We start from the raw sequence: 16,061 nt of genomic DNA, 5'->3' as shown, positions 1-16,061 counted from the left end.
TAACACTGGAAGAAGCTTCCCATTTTTAATTTTTTTGTGGTGGAAAGAAAAATAGTTTTGGATTTATTTTGAAATAGATCCAAACCGCCTTTCCCATTTTAATCAATTCTTTTGATGGAAGGTTCCTCGAGCGAAACGCTAACAGTAAGGAAAGGGAAAAGCTGACCATAAAATTAAAGAATCCTATGATACCAATCCCTAAAATGCCCCAAATCCATATATCAGTAGATAGCTCCATCCCATGACCAAATAGTCCCAATGCCAGATTCCCACTGGCGAATGTAATGTGCCTTATATCTAGATTTAAACCTAAAAAAAGTCCAACGGAAGCTGTCGTTCCCATAAAGATCCCAAACCAAATATTGGATACGATACCAGCCCATTTTTTTTCATAAAACGAAGCTAGTTTGTTTGTTTTTGCCTGGCCGAATATTTTTTTCAATAGGGGATGTTCTTGAATGCGGTAGTACACAGAGTTGTGTTTGTCTCGGTTTGAAATACTGCCGGCAATAATCCCGGAAAGAAATAGAAAAATACCGGCGATAGACGCATGCAAGATCAGCGGTGTTTTTATTGGATTAAGATCATTGACCAGATGTAACCACTTGGCGCTCGCAATATTGACCTGAAACAATTGTTGAATTACCCCGACAAGAAAAAGGCTCATCGGAAAAGCCATCACAACATTACCAATAAAGGCAATAAACTGAGACCGAAATAATCGGGCAAACAATTCAGCAAATTTCCAATAACGATGTTTGCTGTCCCCCTGTTCGGAAATCCCTTGCTCAATAGCGTTCACCAATGCAGAAGCTGTCATCGCAGGCTGTTTGGTTGCCAAAGTTGCACCAAGAAGATAAATAAACGTAAAGCCAATCGCATAATTCATGCTGTAAAGAAATGCATGACCAAATTCACTGCTGTGTATCTTACCTAACAATAATTTAACGATGCACATAACGCCGACAATGAGGCCTCCTCCACAGGCTGAACGGAACATTTTCCAATATTCCTGTTTACTTGAGGTAATATAATGCTCACCGGTCTGCGCAGTATGATGCGTAATTTCGTAGGCCAAGAGCTGTGTACTCTGTCCAACCAATTTGCGAATATTGCTTTTCCGGGAATTATAACCAATAAGTGTAGTGCCCAGCGCAATCGTCTTTTGCCTCTTTTCATCTGCATGATCGATGACTAAAAACGACAAGATTTCTCGGATCCTTTCCAGTTGTTGCCGCATACGTAAGAGCGATTGATTCACTTTGATGGAAATTCCAAAACGATGTGAATTATCGAAAGCCGTTTCAATATACGATTCGCATTGCTTATGAAGTACCAAGATTTGTTTATAAGAAAGATCATCCGAGGAAATAAACTTATATTCTGATTGTAAAATACGATCATTCAATTCGGTAAACTCCCGCATAATAGCAATAAATGGGCTATCAAAATTTTGAAACTCGGGTACCATCTTGTTTACGTCTGTTTCCATTGCACGCCCGGTAATACGTTGAACCAACAGTTCCAAGCCATACAATATTTCGGTCATTCCAAAACCCGTTTTGTCATCGTAAATCGTTTCAAATTGAGATACACGAAACAGCTCATCGAACTGATGTTGCGGAATCGCGGCAACCCAGTCCGCATCCCCAGGTCTATAAAAAACCTGATTTAACAGATATTGTAAAGTAGACTTTGGTGGTTGAAAAGGCAAATACCGCTCGGTGATTCTTTTTTTTAGTTCATAAAAAAAATCTGCATAACTAATTATACCAGTATCAGAAATCAATTGATCAAAATCTTTTTCAGCCAAGATTCTTTTGAGATAAAGCTGAAAGCCTTCCAACTCCTTCGGTGCGGCATTGAGATAATCCAGTAAAAATTGAATATCAACCTGATAAAGTACATGAACATGCTTTGGCCGGATGATGTCCACGAGTAAAACCAAAAAATCAACGTTTATATAAGCAGGATCCCTTAATTCACCTTTAAATCGTCCAAACAAACTTCTTACCTGCTGCTCTTTATCCTGTTCTTTTCTCATAAAAAAAAATCCCTACTCTAGATACCAAATTTGCATACATTTTGTTTTCCTACTCGCAAAGATTCGCTCGCTGAATTGTGTCAAATAGCCACTTGAATCAATGATTTTGGTCATTTAGCTTCCACTTGAAGTTTTATACTTTTACAGGTAAGAAATTATAAATCAACGATTAACTTGATATAAGAGACGAAAATGAAAAATAACAATAAAATGAAGCCTGCAAAATTATGTTACGAACATATCGGCGGAAAACTCGGCCAACTTTTACTAGAGGCTCTGATTGTAAAAGGCTGGTTAGCAAAAGCAGATCCTAGTGATAAAAATTTCTATATCACTGAATTTGGAGCATCTCAATTGACGGCATTTGGTATTGACCTATCGCAAATTAAATCCTGAACAAAATGAGCTTAATATTGGATTACGACAATTTCTTTCTACCCGTAGAAAATCTCGAGAAGGCAAAGGAATTTTATGGAAATCTACTTGGCCTAGAAACTAAATTCGATTTTTCGGATAAGGGAATGACGGCTTTCAAGATAGGTGACAATGAACCTGCAATCATTCTTAGTACAGTACAACATAATAAACCGACGATTTGGTTTACCGTTGCCGATGTCAAAACAACATATGAACGGCTTAAGGAAAAAGGGATCGTATTTTTAAGCGAGCCATTTGAGATCATGACAGGTTTAGCAGTTGAATTTAACGATCCATCCGGAAACAAACTTGGAATAACAGATTATTCCAAATCAAATAAAGTGTAAAGTTCGGAGGTACCCGCTGAAGCAATGTGTAGTTTAGTGTAATATATCGTATCTTGCTATCCAATTTTAAACCAAACATCAATGTTATGCGAAGAATCCTTTACTCCATATTAGCTACCGGCCTTATTTTTGCAGGATGCGCAGGAATGAAAAGCCAGGGAGATAATACTGGCTGGAAATCATTATTTGACGGAAAAGACATCAATGATTGGTTTGTTAAAATTCATCATCATGATGTCGGTGTAAACTACGGAAATACGTTTAGAGTCGAAGATGGAATAATTAAGGTCAGATATGATCAGTATGATGATTTTAATGATCAATTTGGCCATTTATATTATAAAACACCCTTTTCTTATTATCATTTAAAGTTTGAATATCGATTTGTAGGCGCGCTCCATAAAGGTGCCCCCTCCTATACGCTTCGTAACAGCGGCGTGATGTTTCATTCGCAGGACCCCAGAACAATGTTGAAGGAACAGGACTGGCCTATTTCTGTCGAAATGCAACTTTTAGGAGGATTGAGCGATGGTCAACCCCGTCCTACAGGAAATATGTGTTCCCCTGGAACCAATGTGGTCTATCAGGGCAAAATAGCTTCCTCACATTGTTTAAATTCTACTTCGAAGACCTATGATGGTGATCAATGGGTTAAAGGGGAATTGATTGTATTGGGAGATTCGTTAATCAAACACATCATTAACGGAGATACCGTACTAGAATATTCAAAACCTCAGATTGGAGGTGGAACGGCCAATGGGTATGACCCCAAAATGAAGATCGACGGTAAGCTGCTCAGCAGTGGATTTATCGCTTTACAGAGTGAAGGTCAACCCGTAGATTTTAAGAATATATGGATTAAGGAGCTACCTACACCAAATAAATAAGGAGCTAAAAGAAGGTGTAATTAATTATCTCAAATTGTCATAAGGAACTTAAACAGTTACTGTTCTCGTGGAACATAGCGCGCAAAAAAGAAATTGTCTAATGGCGAAAGCTCAACAATGATTTAGTATTTTTAAAATAATAAACACTTAAAACAAAGATGGTAATCATCAGATTTAACTATGGGCAAAATAACAAAAGAAGATATTGTCGAAGCTGATAATCAGCTTTTTGCGGCTCAGCTAGCAAGTGATGTAGATGCTCTTGACCTCCTTCTGTACGATAGCCTGGTAGCAATTGCGCCAGATGGCCAAATGCTAACAAAAGAAATGGATCTAAATGCGCATAGGTCAAAAGCAATGATTATTGAACAAGCCACAACAGAAATCGATGCGATCAAGCTCGTGGGAGATACCGCACTTTCAGTCGTTACAATGACAGCCAAAGGTCAGGTTATGGGGGCACCACTCGAAGGAAAATTCCGGTATTTTAGAACCTGGAAACGCATTGACAACTCATTAAAGGTTATTGGGGCAAGTTTTATGCAATTACCCTCATAAATAATTGGTAATAACTAATTAAAAAAAGAATATGTTAGCACTTGTCTGCATTACAAAAATTAAAAAACGTGCTTTTTTTGTAGCTTGTATTTTTTCTTGTTTTCTTATCTCTTGTCGAAATATTGGCCAACCCGTCAATAAACAAAAATCGGGTTCCTATTTTATTGATTCGAAAGGGCAGATCGCTTATTGTCAGAATGGAAATTGGTTTAGCTTGGGTATTTCACAAATGCAGGCTGACGCCAAATCGTTTGAAGTCCTGTCAGAAGATATCGCCAAAGACAAAAATGCGGTCTATTTTCGTGGGATGCCCCAAAAACTTGTGGACAAAAGTTCCTTTTATGTTGACCAGCAGATTCCAAAAGATCGTTTTCACGTTTATTATATCGATCAGGTCCTGGGCTTCCATATTATCGAAGGCGCAGATCCGAAGACATATGAAGCGGTTGCGGGTCATATAAACTGGGCACGCGACAAGGATCATTACTTCTATTCGAATGATCCCATAAAAGTCGACAGGAACACCTTTTCGTTCATCAACGATTACTTTCTAAAGGATAAAGACTCCGTATATATTTCACCTAATATCGGTACTTTTAAGGCAATTTTAGCCAATACTGGAAACGTTGAAGCGATTAACAAATATTACATAAAAATTTATGACACGATTTATTATCCGCCATTTCAACAGGGGTTAGCTGTTGTAAAGAGGCCATTTAACACCATTCACAAAATTCGTGTGCTTGATCAGGACCATATCAATATCGACAATAAAACTATCCTATTCAGAGGAAAAGATTTTAAATATGTGCATGTTGATGCCCCCTCTTTTAAATTATATCCTATTGATGAAGAAATTGACTCTTACGGAAGCAACTCCTATTCAAAAGACAAAAGTCACGTGTTCTATAATCAGGAAATAATCCCAGGTGCCGATGTAAAAACATTTATACCCTTGGGCAATGATTTTGGAAAAGACACAAAAAATGTGTTTTATAAAAACCAGTTGCTTGAAGAAGTAGATGCAAGAAGCTTTAAGAAGGAAGGCGATTTTTATAAGGACAAACTTGGCAATAAGTTTAGTAGCCTTACAGGAAATAAGGTATAAAATCCGTCATGGAAGCAATTAGTCAGACTTTAAGCGCTATACATCAAACAACATTCTCTTCCTTCCTTGGGTTCGCCACAAGCCGACCAATAGAACAATTTCTTTTTCCATTACTTACAAATTTGTTAGTAACACACAAATAGCTGCTTGACACCCAGAAGCAAGTATTTGCCTTTACATTTGCTCGTATAATTAGTCATACACAACAGTTTTTATTTATGAAAAAATACGCATATATAGGCGCTTTGGGTTTTCTCGCAGTAATCACAACAGAGTTTGGCATTATTGGCATCTTACCGCAACTAGCCGATCATTATCATATCAGTATCGATAAAGCAGGTTATTTATTGAGTGCTTTTGCTTTGATCATTGCGATAACTGGGCCATTTATGACATTACTCGCTTCGGGATTCGACCGCAAGAAAGTCATGTTAACTGCCATCGCTATTTTCTTAGTCACAGCGATTGTCTCTTCATTATCCCCTCCTTTTTGGTTCCTGCTTATTGTAAGAATTCTTCCGGCCTTTCTCCAACCTGTCTATATTGCAACAGCATTGTCTGTCGCCATTTTAAAAGGGGGGAAACAAAATGAAAATGAGCTTATGAATATTGTTTTCAGTGGTGTTGCGATAGCCATGGTAACAACCGTCCCCTTCGCCACCTACATTGCCAGTCTCTCTTCTTGGACATATTCTTTCACAATACAGGCAGTTGTCAGTATAATCGCGCTATTGGCGATCTATCTTGCCATTCCTCCGTTGCCCGTGAAAGAAAAAAAAACCTATGGAAGTCAAATGAAAATATTAACCAAGCCCATCTTTTTGGTCAGCACCGCCATGAATTTCTTTATGGTATCAGCTTGGTTTTCTACCTATAGTTACTTCGCCGAGTATTTAAACAAAGCAAAGAATATGGACAGTACCATGGTTAGTTATATGTTATTTGTATTTGGTATTATCGGAGTCATTGCTAACTGGGTTGCAGGGAAAATGCTCAACCGAAACATTACGTTTACCACGGCCTTTTTCTTATCGGGTACACTTATTATCCCCTTACTACTGTATTTTTCCGATGGCAATCTATTCGCCACGGTCTGTACGATTGCCTTGTGGGGATTTCTTTATTCTCCTAGCTTCTTAAACGCATCTACCTATATGATTTCCTCTGCACCCGAGGCGCTAGAATTTGCCAATAGTCTAGCGACTTCATTTGGCAATCTTGGGGTAACCTTGGGAACTACCGTAGGTGGCTGGATTATCGTTTCGAAAGGTGTAGAATTTTCGCCATGGCTTACGATGAGCTTTGGTTTTCTTGCTTTTTTGATGATCGCCCTACGACAGTTTCTAGAAAAACGTAGCGCAATAAAGCAAATAACGGTCGCGCAGTGTACATCGCAATAATATATTTTGCCCGTATCGTAAATAGCGAATGCACGGTCAATTTAGATCTAGTTAGCGTGCATAATCATTCCAGCGCGAACTAGATCTAACGCTTTCTCCTTAAAGACCATCGATAAGATACCAGCTCAGAATAATACCTATGACAAAAATTAATACAGCCACAATCGTGATGCTATTTGAAGTTTGAGTAAAGTTTTCCGCTTCAATTTGTTTGTTCGTTTTACGATATTTAAAGAAAGCGACAATAACTGTCAATGCACCTATGACTACAATGGAAACGCCAACAGCGCCAGAATGTTCATGCTGTGAGCCTGCAACTACATCTTTTTTTAAAATGAGCTCAATCTGACGAATAAATAATGAAAATTTAACAACTACAAAACCGAATCCCATAATCCCTAGGCTCGTCCGGATCCAAGCAAGGAAAGTTCGTTCATTAGCAAGATGGTCATTTACCTTTTGGGGGGTATTTTTAGTCATTCGAAATAAATTTTGATCAACAAATACGTTAAAAGAATTGTAAAATTTATACCTAGCCTTAAGCAACCTGTTATGGCTGTGACTATGCTTTAGCACATATCGTTCACAGGTTAGTCAATTTTTTAAGGTTCAGCAATCATTTTGTTTGTTTTTCAATAAAACGCTGCAGAACGTTGAAAAGTTTGATTAATATTTTAATGATATTTTTTATAGCTTTGTTTAGGATGAAAAAGCTGCTGGCTATATGCTTCTTGACGATTTACATCGCGTCGGCAACCGAAATTTCACAATTATTGAGATTTCCGTTGTTGATTGAGCATTATTTTGAGCACAAAGTAAAAAATCCAAGCCTCTCTGTCGTCGATTTTCTGAACGTACACTACAGTGGGTACCACCTAGAGAATCACCCACATGACGATGACTATGAGAAAGATCAAAAACTTCCTTTTATGATGCATACAACCTCATACAACGCTGTTTTTGTGTGCCCTCAAATTGCTGCTATCAAAATTAAAAATAGATCCTTACCCGAAAAAAATAACAATACCGCTGTTTGGAATGATCAGTTTATAGAGGATACATTCATAACTTCCATTTGGCAGCCGCCCAAATTCTGTTAATACATCATACTTCTTATTATTTCGGTTGAAGACTTCCACCCGACCATAACTTTCACGTCAGTAAAAGTTTAAGTTTTGTCATGTCACAATTGCATCCTTTTTTATCGCTGCGATTCTACGCTTGGCTGAAGTCTTCCGCTATTATTTTACGATTTAACAGAATCTATTTATTATGCTTACGAAAATCATTGAGTTCTCTGTAAAGAACAAACTCATTGTAGCACTACTGATGTTGGCATTAATCGGGATAGGCACATATCAGGTGACCAAACTTCCTATTGATGCTGTACCTGATATTACCAACAATCAGGTGCAGGTCATCACTATTGCCCCTTCTTTTGGTGCAACGGATATTGAACGATTAATCACCTTTCCAATCGAACAGGCCAACAGTAATATTTCTGGATTACAGGAAATCCGGAGTTTTTCGCGATTTGGGCTATCCCTTGTAACCATTGTCTTCGATGACAACATTGATGTCTATTGGGCCCGGCAACAAGTCGCTGAACGTCTGCAACAGGTACAGCAAGAAATTCCTCCAGGCATAGGTTCTCCCCAGCTGGGCCCGATTTCTACAGGTCTTGGAGAAATTTATCAATATGTCGTTCGACCCCAGCCGGGATACGAGCACAAGTATAATGTAACCGAACTGCGTACTATCCAAGATTGGATTGTCAGAAGGCAGCTGCTAGGCGTCAAAGGCGTAGCTGAAGTCAGTAGTTTCGGAGGAAAGCTGAAACAATATGAGATCGCTGTCAGCCCTGACAGACTCAATGCCTATGGGATTACAATCAACGATGTCTTTGACGCACTAAATGCCAATAACCAAAACACCGGCGGCGCATACATTGAGAAAGGACCAACAGTCCTTTATATCCGAAGCGAAGGACTGGTCGGCAACATTGACGACATCCAAAATATTGCGATTGGGGGTAAGCAAAACGACCTACCGATTTTCATTCGGGACATTGCTCAAGTACAACCTGGCTATGCAACCCGCTATGGCGCGATGACCTACAACGACAATGGTGAAGTTGCTGGAGCCGTCGTGATGATGCTAAAAGGCGCCAATAGCAGCCAAGTCATTGCAGATGTAAAGGCCAAAGTAGAGGAAATCCGAAAAACATTGCCTAAAGGTGTCCTTATTGAACCTTTTCTTGATCGTACCAAAATGGTCAATAATGCCATCAGTACGGTGCAGACAAATCTCTTGGAAGGAGCATTAATTGTCGTCTTTGTACTAGTACTCTTCCTAGGCAATATACGGGCTGGATTGCTCGTGGCCTCCGTCATTCCCTTAGCCATGCTATTTGCAATCTGCATGATGAACCTCTTTGGAGTGAGTGGTAACCTGATGAGTCTCGGTGCACTCGATTTCGGATTAATCATTGATGGGGCTGTCATTATTGTCGAGTCTGTGCTGCATCAGCTTATGCAGCAGCAACGATTCAAAGAATTGCTCAAGGTGCCCGCTTCTGAAATGGATGATATGGTGACAGCATCAGCCGGTCGTATGATGAACAGTGCTGTTTTTGGACAGATCATTATCCTGATCGTTTACCTCCCCATCTTAACATTGGAAGGAATCGAAGGTAAAATGTTCAAACCCATGGCCGAAACAGTTGCATTTGCTTTATTAGGCGCGTTCCTTTTATCGCTCACCTATATACCGATGATGAGTTCAATATTACTTCGTGCGAGAAATAGCAAACCTTCGCTTTCGGATCGGCTGATGAAAAGACTTGAAAAATTTTATGTCCATGTATTACTCAAAGTACTCCGACTTCCAAAGACTATTCTTGCATTGGTTATCTCGCTTTTTATACTTGCCGTAGTTACACTAAGTCACCTCGGCGGGGAATTTATTCCTTCACTTGAAGAAGGAGATTTTGCAGTCGACACGCGGGTTCTTCCGGGCAGTAACCTGACTACGACAATTGAAAGCACTCAAAAGGCTGCCCATATTCTGAAAAGCAGATTTCCTGAGGTCGAAAAAGTAGTCACCAAAATTGGCAGCGGCGAGGTGCCAACCGATCCTATGCCAATGGAAGCATCAGACATGATGGTTATCCTAAAAGACAAAAAAGAATGGACTTCGGCCCATACATTTCCAGAACTTGCTTCAAAAATGAGTATGGCCTTGACGGATGTACCCGGTATTACGGCCGGCTTTCAGTACCCCGTCCAAATGCGGTTCAACGAACTGATGACGGGGGCGCGGCAGGATGTTGTCCTCAAAATATTTGGAGACAACCTCGATTCTCTGGCCTTACATGCACAGCAAATAGGTAAAATCATTGAAACGGTCCAAGGAGCCCAAAATCTTTACGTCGAACCTATTGGCGGACTTCCACAAGTCGTCATAACCTATAACCGTCCAATGATCGCCCAGCATCGACTCTCCATTACTGACGTAAATAGAACCATAAATGCTGCTTTTGCTGGACAGAGTACAGGTCTGGTATTCGAAGGAGAGAAACGCTTTGACATGGTCGTCCGCCTAGCCGCCAAGGACCGAAAGAATATTACCGATATCCGTAACCTCTTAATCCCCACGCCTACGGGCAACCAAATTCCACTTTCCCAATTGGCACGTGTGGCCATTGAGCAAGGGCCAAATCAGATCCAACGTGAAAACGCACAACGCCGGATTGTCGTCGGATTTAATATCAAAGACCGTGACGTACAAAGTATCGTCCATGAACTACAAGCTAAAATTGATAAGGAAATCAAACTTCCAACAGGATACTCCATCAAATATGGCGGTTCTTTTGAAAATCTCAATAATGCCAAACAACGCCTCCTGATTGCTGTCCCTATTGCTTTAGCCTTAATCTTTATACTTCTATTCCTTGCGTTTAAATCTGTTAAAGAAAGTTTATTGATCTATAGTGCTATCCCATTATCGATTATAGGTGGGGTTTTCCTGTTGGCACTAAGGGGAATGCCTTTTAGTATCAGTGCCGGGGTTGGATTTATAGCCTTATTTGGCGTGGCTGTCCTCAATGGTATCGTATTGATCTCCGAATTTAACAGGCTTCAAAAAAGTGGCATTCGCAATATTGTACGCATTGTTGTCGATGGCGGAGAAAATCGTTTGCGCCCCGTTTTGATGACCGCATCGGTTGCCTCACTGGGGTTTATCCCCATGGCACTGAGCAATGGCGCTGGAGCTGAGGTACAACGCCCATTGGCAACTGTTGTCATTGGTGGCCTGCTTATAGCAACGTTATTAACATTATTCGTTCTCCCTTTGCTTTATGTAACTATAGAACGGGGATTTAAACTCAATAAATTAAAAGGACGACATGTTGCACCTCTTTTGATTGCATTTATTTTTTTAACAACAAACAATTCAACAGCACAGACTGTGGTTACTTTGGATCAATCTATTGAACTCGCTCTCCAAAACAACCGTAACATAAAAATTGAAAAACTAAGAGCTGCCTATGCCAAAGCGCTAATAGGGTCATCCACTGCCGATATTCCGCAGATGGATATCAGTTTGGATTATGGCCAGATCAATAGCGCCTATCAGGATACAAAGGTCAGTATCAGTCAACGTTTTGGTTTTCCTGCGGTCTACAAAAGGCAACGGGCCCGCTATACCGAAGAATGGAAAAGAAGTCAACTACAAGTCTCTCTCAAAGAGTTTGAGCTTAAAAAGGCTGTCAGTCTTACCTATTACAACATACTGTATTGGCAACAAAAGGAACAGCTTTTGACTAAAGCACTGTCATTGTATAGCAGCTTTCTCGACAAAACCATTCTACGTCAAAAAGCAGGTGAAAGTGATGCCCTTGAAAGTGTAACCGCGAAGAATCAAAAAGCAGCTATCACGATCCAATTGAGACAGGTACGTGATGAGATAAAGGGACTTCAATTGCAATTCCAGTGGCTGCTAAATACGGAAGAGACCTACACCCTAAGTTCTATGGAAAAGATCGAATTTCGTCAGTTATCAATAGCCGATCATCCTTTGCTCAAGGTATTGGAACAAGAAAAAATAGTCTCGGAACAAGCAACAAGGGTTGAAAAATCTAAATTGCTCCCCGAGTTGCTATTAGGCTATAATCTAAATAGTTTTAAAGGTACCGGTCCAGATAACAGGACCTACGACGCAAGTCCGCGATTCCATTCTGTACAGTTAGGTGTTGCCGTACCGGTATTTTCCAAAGGACAGAGAGCTCGGATCGAGACTGCACGTCTAGCGGAAACCATCGCGAGCGACGAATTGCAAAATGCACAATTTGAGCTTAAAAAAAGAGTACAAGAGCTTTCTCAACGCTATCAGACCAGTCTCGATATTGTCGATCAATATGAAACCGAAGGACTCAAGAATGCTGAAATCGTCTTTGAAACCGTACAGAAAAAATTCTCAAACGGCGCCATAGATTATCTCGAATTTGTCACTTTGGTCAACCAAGCAATCTCACTGAAAAGTAATTATACGGATGCGTTGTGGCAGCTCAATGAAAATGCCATTCTGCTTCATTACATTATGATAAATCGATAAAAATGAAAACGAAAAATCTTTTATCCCACTATATGGTTTATGTGTTGGCTATCGTCTGTATTTCCTGCCATCGAAATACGGAAAATGCAGCCTCCAAGCCACCGGGACCCAAAGACGAAAACCTGGTTTCGCTAACAGATGCCCAGTTGCGAAATGCGCATTTAGAAATAGTAACGCTTGCGGATGAACCGATAACCAACATCTTAAAAGTCAATGGAAAAATAGATGTTCCGCCTCAAAACTTCGTGTCGGTAAGCATTCCTTTAGGAGGATACTTAAAAAGTACCAAGCTGCTTCCTGGTATGAAGGTTTCAAAAGGAGATGTTATAGCAGTTGTGGAAAATCCACAGTTTGTGCAGCTTCAGCAAGATTATCTCTCGGCCCAATCAAAGTTACATTTTGCCCAGCTTGACTTCAGACGTCAAAAGGAACTCAACCAGAATCAGGCGAGTAGCGATAAAGTAATGCAGCAAGCTCAGGCCGAAATGAACAGTCAACAGATTATAATGAATGCCATTGCAAAACAGCTAGAGCTCATACATATTCAGCCCAGTACAGTTTCTGCTGAAAATATTCGAAAAAGTGCTCCCGTATACAGCACTATAGATGGGTATGTGAGCAAGGTTAATGTCAACATCGGGAAATATGTGAATCCTTCAGATATCCTCTTCGAATTGATCAATCCAACGGATATCCATCTGAACCTCAAAGTCTATGAAAAGGATCTTGAACAGCTTCGCCCTGGACAGCTTCTATTGGCGTACTCCAATGCTAACCCAAGTAAAAAGTACAATGGAAAAATCCATTTGATCGGCAAAGATGTCGATCCCTCCGGCATGACAGATGTGCATTGTCATTTGGACAAATATGATCAGAATATGATACCTGGTGTATACATGAATGCTGAAATACAAACAACGGCTACGTTGGGGCACGCTCTGCCTGAAGAAAGTATCGTAGACTTTGAAGGAAAAAATTATGTATTCATATCGGAAGGAAACAGCAGTTATCGCCTGGCGGAAATAGCAGTTGAGGAGCCTCAAAAAGGACTAGTGAAGGTATTGAATTACCGCGATTTTGAAGGGAAGAAAATCGTTAGCAAAAATGCCTACACGCTCTTAATGCAACTAAAGAACACATCAGAAGAATAAAACATACGTCATTGGAGAAAGACCTTTCCTGCATTTAGGAAAGGTCATAACCTCCCCCTCTGCTCCTACTCTAGTTTTTATACTGGAACTTAAAGCAAAGGATCGAGAGATTCTTCTATAGTACGTTCTAGGTCCACCCCAGATCCTCCGGTATCTATGATAAAACCATTTCGATCAATGATATAAACCTTTGGTAATCCCTGCACCCGATAGTTAATTGCTGTTTTGCTATTCAGCGCTTGCTGATCGCCCACATTGGTCCAGGATATGCCGTCTTCGACCGCTGCTTTCTTCCAAATCTCCCTATTTGTGTCTAAGTTAAAAGATAGGATCTCTAGACCTCGTTTTTTATATTTAGCATACAACATCGGTAGCTTCTTATTACTTTTTCTACAAGGCACACACCAAGCAGCCCAAAAATCGAGAACAACAATCTTTCCCCGAAAATCAGTCAAATTCACATCATTATTATTAAGGTCTTTGACAATAAAAGCTGGAGCCAGATCCCCTCTTCTAAGTTCCTTTGCTTGGAGAAATTCCTTTAAGAACCGTCCTGTTCTACTTTTTTTCATATTCTGAGGGAACCTATCAAAAGCCAACTGCAAGGAATCTCTTGTTAATGATGTCCTTAAGAAATAGAGTTCCTGCATAAGTGGATAAGACGGTGTTTTATCAAAAATATTGTGGACTCTCAACTGTCTGATGGACCGATAATAATGGTCCGATGCTATTTTCAACTCCACCAGTTGGACCGAATCGGTTTCAATTTCAATTTTTCGGTCAAGCTCAGCTGCTCCTTTCCACATGGGATCCAGTTGCCTATTGATTGGGATGGCATCAGCCTGTGATCTGGAATTCAGCACCGCTATATCCGAAAAATGTAAACTATCGCCTAATATCTTCATGCGAGCCGGTTCAATCCAGATGACTGCCCTCAAATTGGGCTTTGCCGTTAGTACATATAAAGAAGGCTCCTCTAGAGTTCCTTTTATGGCACATTTTCCATCCTTAAGTATGACGTCATAGGACCGACCACCTTCCTGGAAGCTATTCAATTGAAGCTTTGCGCCATTGGAAAGTCCCGAGATATCAAATTGTATTTCGAAAGGCTTTCCTTTTTCTTGCTGAGCCAAGCAAGCTATCGGTAAGAAAAATAAAAAAGGAAATATCTTTTTTAGTATCATCATATGCATAATTGGTTTACCTATCAAAAACTAATATCCTTCCTCTCCGACCCACTTAAACGGGTATTTCTAACAAAACCTGCCCCTTTAAAACGATATTGCAGACCAACTATTTCAGTTGGTGCATTTTTAATCATCGTAGTGTATGTAGGTTTATCATTGATCCAAAATTTAACCTGCTGATTTTTACAAACTATTTTAAGCTTGGTCCACTTGGAAAGATCGCAGCCAAATCCACTGAGGTCATCTTGTTTGCTATCCGTATAAAAGCCACCAGCTGTAAGAGCTATGTCACCGATACAGGCTGTATTTACTAAAGGTACAATGATGATATCGTTTTTAGCCTGTAAGAGTACTTCCACACGCTGGCAATTATTACCATTATTGCTCGCTCCTGTTTTGATGTCTGTTTCAAAACTAAAGTTGTCGGTCATAACTCCTGTCGTATCCTTTTGATTGTAAAGTCTTACCAGTGGAGCATCAGGGAGGAGGTCGACGTTATAGCTATTCAACAATTCCTGAGTAATGGCAGTTTCATGGGGTAACACGATTTCAGTTTTTTTGAAATACAAAGGCTCCTTTCCCGAGGCTGCTTCTACTAATCCTAGCCAGCCATTGGTTTTAATCTGTATATCATGTTCTCGAACAATTTTATTCCCAATAATCAGTTTAGCTCTAAAGTAACCTGGATAATAATAAATCGCAGAATGGTGTTTGCCCTTTCTATCCACCTGTATCTTACGGCTGGTGTCCCAACTTTGTGCAATAAATACCGAATCGTTTTCATTTGCAGCAGAAGCATCGTAATTAAAAACGACCGAATTTGGCAAGCCTTCTGTCAGCATTGTCTTGGACGAGAAGTGGAAGGCACTATTATTAATAGGCTTCTTATTTGGAATAAACCTATTACCGAAAAGTCCGACCAAGACAAGGACGAAAACAGATGAAATAGCGATAATAAATATAGGACCGTGCTGTTTTCTTTTCTTCACCTTTGGTTCAAAAGCGGATTTATGCAATGCCTGCTCCTGCGGTATATATTTCTGTGCATAAGCATTCCGAAAAGCCCGCCAGTCCTCATGATCAACGTAGCGCGCCAATGTATTTAATGTCGTGAGGGCTGGTTTGCTCTGGTAATCAATCCTACCAAAAATCCGCTTCAACGTAGAAACACTAAGTATTACTCCCGTTTTCTCCTGTATCTTGTCCGAAAGTTTTTCAAAATCAGCTGTACTCCAATGAGCTGTTTCCCCCCATTCAAGTTGATTTTCAATGGAATTCTTAAGATGCAGAAACAATTCGGGATCACTCAACTTAACCATAATTTATTATATATCAACATTTTAAAA

General features: G+C 40.0%; 13 protein-coding genes. 9 read left to right on the top strand and 4 right to left on the bottom strand.

Going from position 1 to position 16,061, the window contains the following annotated elements; all coding sequences use genetic code 11:
* Positions 1-25 precede the first annotated feature (25 nt).
* Entirely contained in the window at positions 26-2,044 is a 2,019-nt protein-coding gene (locus B4Z90_RS00690; protein ID WP_115050169.1) for a recombinase, read from the bottom strand.
* Between the two features lie 192 nt (positions 2,045-2,236).
* On the opposite strand from B4Z90_RS00690, the gene B4Z90_RS00685 reads away from it, so the two are divergent.
* The 6 genes from B4Z90_RS00685 to B4Z90_RS00660 all read left to right on the top strand — a co-directional run bounded on the left by B4Z90_RS00685 (position 2,237) and on the right by B4Z90_RS00660 (position 6,761).
* Complete coding sequence (locus tag B4Z90_RS00685) at positions 2,237-2,440, top strand: hypothetical protein (RefSeq protein ID WP_046675125.1); 204 nt, start codon at positions 2,237-2,239, stop codon at positions 2,438-2,440.
* 5 nt (positions 2,441-2,445) lie between these two features.
* Complete coding sequence (locus tag B4Z90_RS00680; RefSeq protein ID WP_236560256.1) at positions 2,446-2,808, top strand: VOC family protein; 363 nt, start codon at positions 2,446-2,448, stop codon at positions 2,806-2,808.
* 86 nt (positions 2,809-2,894) lie between these two features.
* Positions 2,895-3,695 (top strand): 3-keto-disaccharide hydrolase, encoded by an 801-nt coding sequence (locus tag B4Z90_RS00675; protein ID WP_070566848.1) that lies wholly within the window; start codon positions 2,895-2,897, stop codon positions 3,693-3,695.
* A gap of 180 nt (positions 3,696-3,875) precedes the next feature.
* The gene (locus B4Z90_RS00670; RefSeq protein WP_115050167.1) at positions 3,876-4,253 is read left to right on the top strand and encodes a nuclear transport factor 2 family protein; all 378 of its coding nucleotides are present in this window, start codon (positions 3,876-3,878) and stop codon (positions 4,251-4,253) included.
* Between the two features lie 31 nt (positions 4,254-4,284).
* The gene (locus B4Z90_RS00665; protein WP_201303567.1) at positions 4,285-5,361 is read left to right on the top strand and encodes a DKNYY domain-containing protein; all 1,077 of its coding nucleotides are present in this window, start codon (positions 4,285-4,287) and stop codon (positions 5,359-5,361) included.
* A gap of 218 nt (positions 5,362-5,579) precedes the next feature.
* Entirely contained in the window at positions 5,580-6,761 is a 1,182-nt protein-coding gene (locus tag B4Z90_RS00660) for an MFS transporter (RefSeq protein WP_286801167.1), read from the top strand.
* Positions 6,762-6,860: 99 nt separating this feature from the next.
* Here the strand turns inward: B4Z90_RS00660 and B4Z90_RS00655 are convergent, their stop codons facing one another.
* Positions 6,861-7,241, bottom strand: coding sequence for a YidH family protein (locus tag B4Z90_RS00655; protein ID WP_046675113.1), 381 nt, complete (start codon positions 7,239-7,241; stop codon positions 6,861-6,863).
* Positions 7,242-7,465: 224 nt separating this feature from the next.
* On the opposite strand from B4Z90_RS00655, the gene B4Z90_RS00650 reads away from it, so the two are divergent.
* The 3 genes from B4Z90_RS00650 (at position 7,466) to B4Z90_RS00640 (ending at position 13,528) form a co-directional block, all read left to right on the top strand.
* A complete protein-coding gene (locus tag B4Z90_RS00650; RefSeq protein ID WP_046675112.1) occupies positions 7,466-7,861 on the top strand; it encodes a hypothetical protein in 396 nt (131 codons plus the stop codon).
* 172 nt (positions 7,862-8,033) lie between these two features.
* Positions 8,034-12,377, top strand: coding sequence for a CusA/CzcA family heavy metal efflux RND transporter (locus tag B4Z90_RS00645; RefSeq protein WP_115050163.1), 4,344 nt, complete (start codon positions 8,034-8,036; stop codon positions 12,375-12,377).
* 2 nt (positions 12,378-12,379) lie between these two features.
* Positions 12,380-13,528 carry an efflux RND transporter periplasmic adaptor subunit gene (locus tag B4Z90_RS00640; protein ID WP_115050161.1) on the top strand — a complete coding sequence of 383 codons (1,149 nt, stop codon included), beginning with the start codon at positions 12,380-12,382 and terminating at the stop codon, positions 13,526-13,528.
* Positions 13,529-13,617: 89 nt separating this feature from the next.
* On the opposite strand, the gene B4Z90_RS00635 is transcribed toward B4Z90_RS00640, so the two are convergent.
* Together B4Z90_RS00635 and B4Z90_RS00630 are read right to left on the bottom strand one after the other, a co-directional pair.
* Positions 13,618-14,715: a TlpA disulfide reductase family protein gene (locus B4Z90_RS00635; protein ID WP_159333211.1), complete on the bottom strand. Its 1,098-nt coding sequence runs from the start codon at positions 14,713-14,715 to the stop codon at positions 13,618-13,620.
* Positions 14,716-14,735: 20 nt separating this feature from the next.
* Positions 14,736-16,034, bottom strand: a complete 1,299-nt coding sequence (locus B4Z90_RS00630; RefSeq protein ID WP_115050157.1) for a hypothetical protein — start codon at positions 16,032-16,034, stop codon at positions 14,736-14,738.
* Between the last annotated feature and the right edge of the window lie 27 nt (positions 16,035-16,061).

The organism is Sphingobacterium sp. UBA5639 (genome assembly GCF_002421245.1).
Classification (GTDB): Bacteria; Bacteroidota; Bacteroidia; order Sphingobacteriales; family Sphingobacteriaceae; genus Sphingobacterium; species Sphingobacterium multivorum.
The sequence above is the reverse complement of the archived record's forward strand: the minus strand, read 5'-3'. Positions and strand labels throughout refer to the sequence as shown.

Excerpts from the sequence above, each read along its gene's own strand:
- B4Z90_RS00690 (WP_115050169.1), bottom strand. The coding sequence starts at position 2,044 with ATGAGAAAAGAACAGGATAAAGAGCAGCAGGTAAGAAGTTTGTTTGGA.
- B4Z90_RS00685 (WP_046675125.1), top strand. The coding sequence starts at position 2,237 with ATGAAAAATAACAATAAAATGAAGCCTGCAAAATTATGTTACGAACAT.
- B4Z90_RS00680 (WP_236560256.1), top strand. The coding sequence starts at position 2,446 with ATGAGCTTAATATTGGATTACGACAATTTCTTTCTACCCGTAGAAAAT.
- B4Z90_RS00675 (WP_070566848.1), top strand. The coding sequence starts at position 2,895 with ATGCGAAGAATCCTTTACTCCATATTAGCTACCGGCCTTATTTTTGCA.
- B4Z90_RS00670 (WP_115050167.1), top strand. The coding sequence starts at position 3,876 with ATGGGCAAAATAACAAAAGAAGATATTGTCGAAGCTGATAATCAGCTT.
- B4Z90_RS00665 (WP_201303567.1), top strand. The coding sequence starts at position 4,285 with ATGTTAGCACTTGTCTGCATTACAAAAATTAAAAAACGTGCTTTTTTT.
- B4Z90_RS00660 (WP_286801167.1), top strand. The coding sequence starts at position 5,580 with ATGAAAAAATACGCATATATAGGCGCTTTGGGTTTTCTCGCAGTAATC.
- B4Z90_RS00655 (WP_046675113.1), bottom strand. The coding sequence starts at position 7,241 with ATGACTAAAAATACCCCCCAAAAGGTAAATGACCATCTTGCTAATGAA.
- B4Z90_RS00650 (WP_046675112.1), top strand. The coding sequence starts at position 7,466 with ATGAAAAAGCTGCTGGCTATATGCTTCTTGACGATTTACATCGCGTCG.
- B4Z90_RS00645 (WP_115050163.1), top strand. The coding sequence starts at position 8,034 with ATGCTTACGAAAATCATTGAGTTCTCTGTAAAGAACAAACTCATTGTA.
- B4Z90_RS00640 (WP_115050161.1), top strand. The coding sequence starts at position 12,380 with ATGAAAACGAAAAATCTTTTATCCCACTATATGGTTTATGTGTTGGCT.
- B4Z90_RS00635 (WP_159333211.1), bottom strand. The coding sequence starts at position 14,715 with ATGATGATACTAAAAAAGATATTTCCTTTTTTATTTTTCTTACCGATA.
- B4Z90_RS00630 (WP_115050157.1), bottom strand. The coding sequence starts at position 16,034 with ATGGTTAAGTTGAGTGATCCCGAATTGTTTCTGCATCTTAAGAATTCC.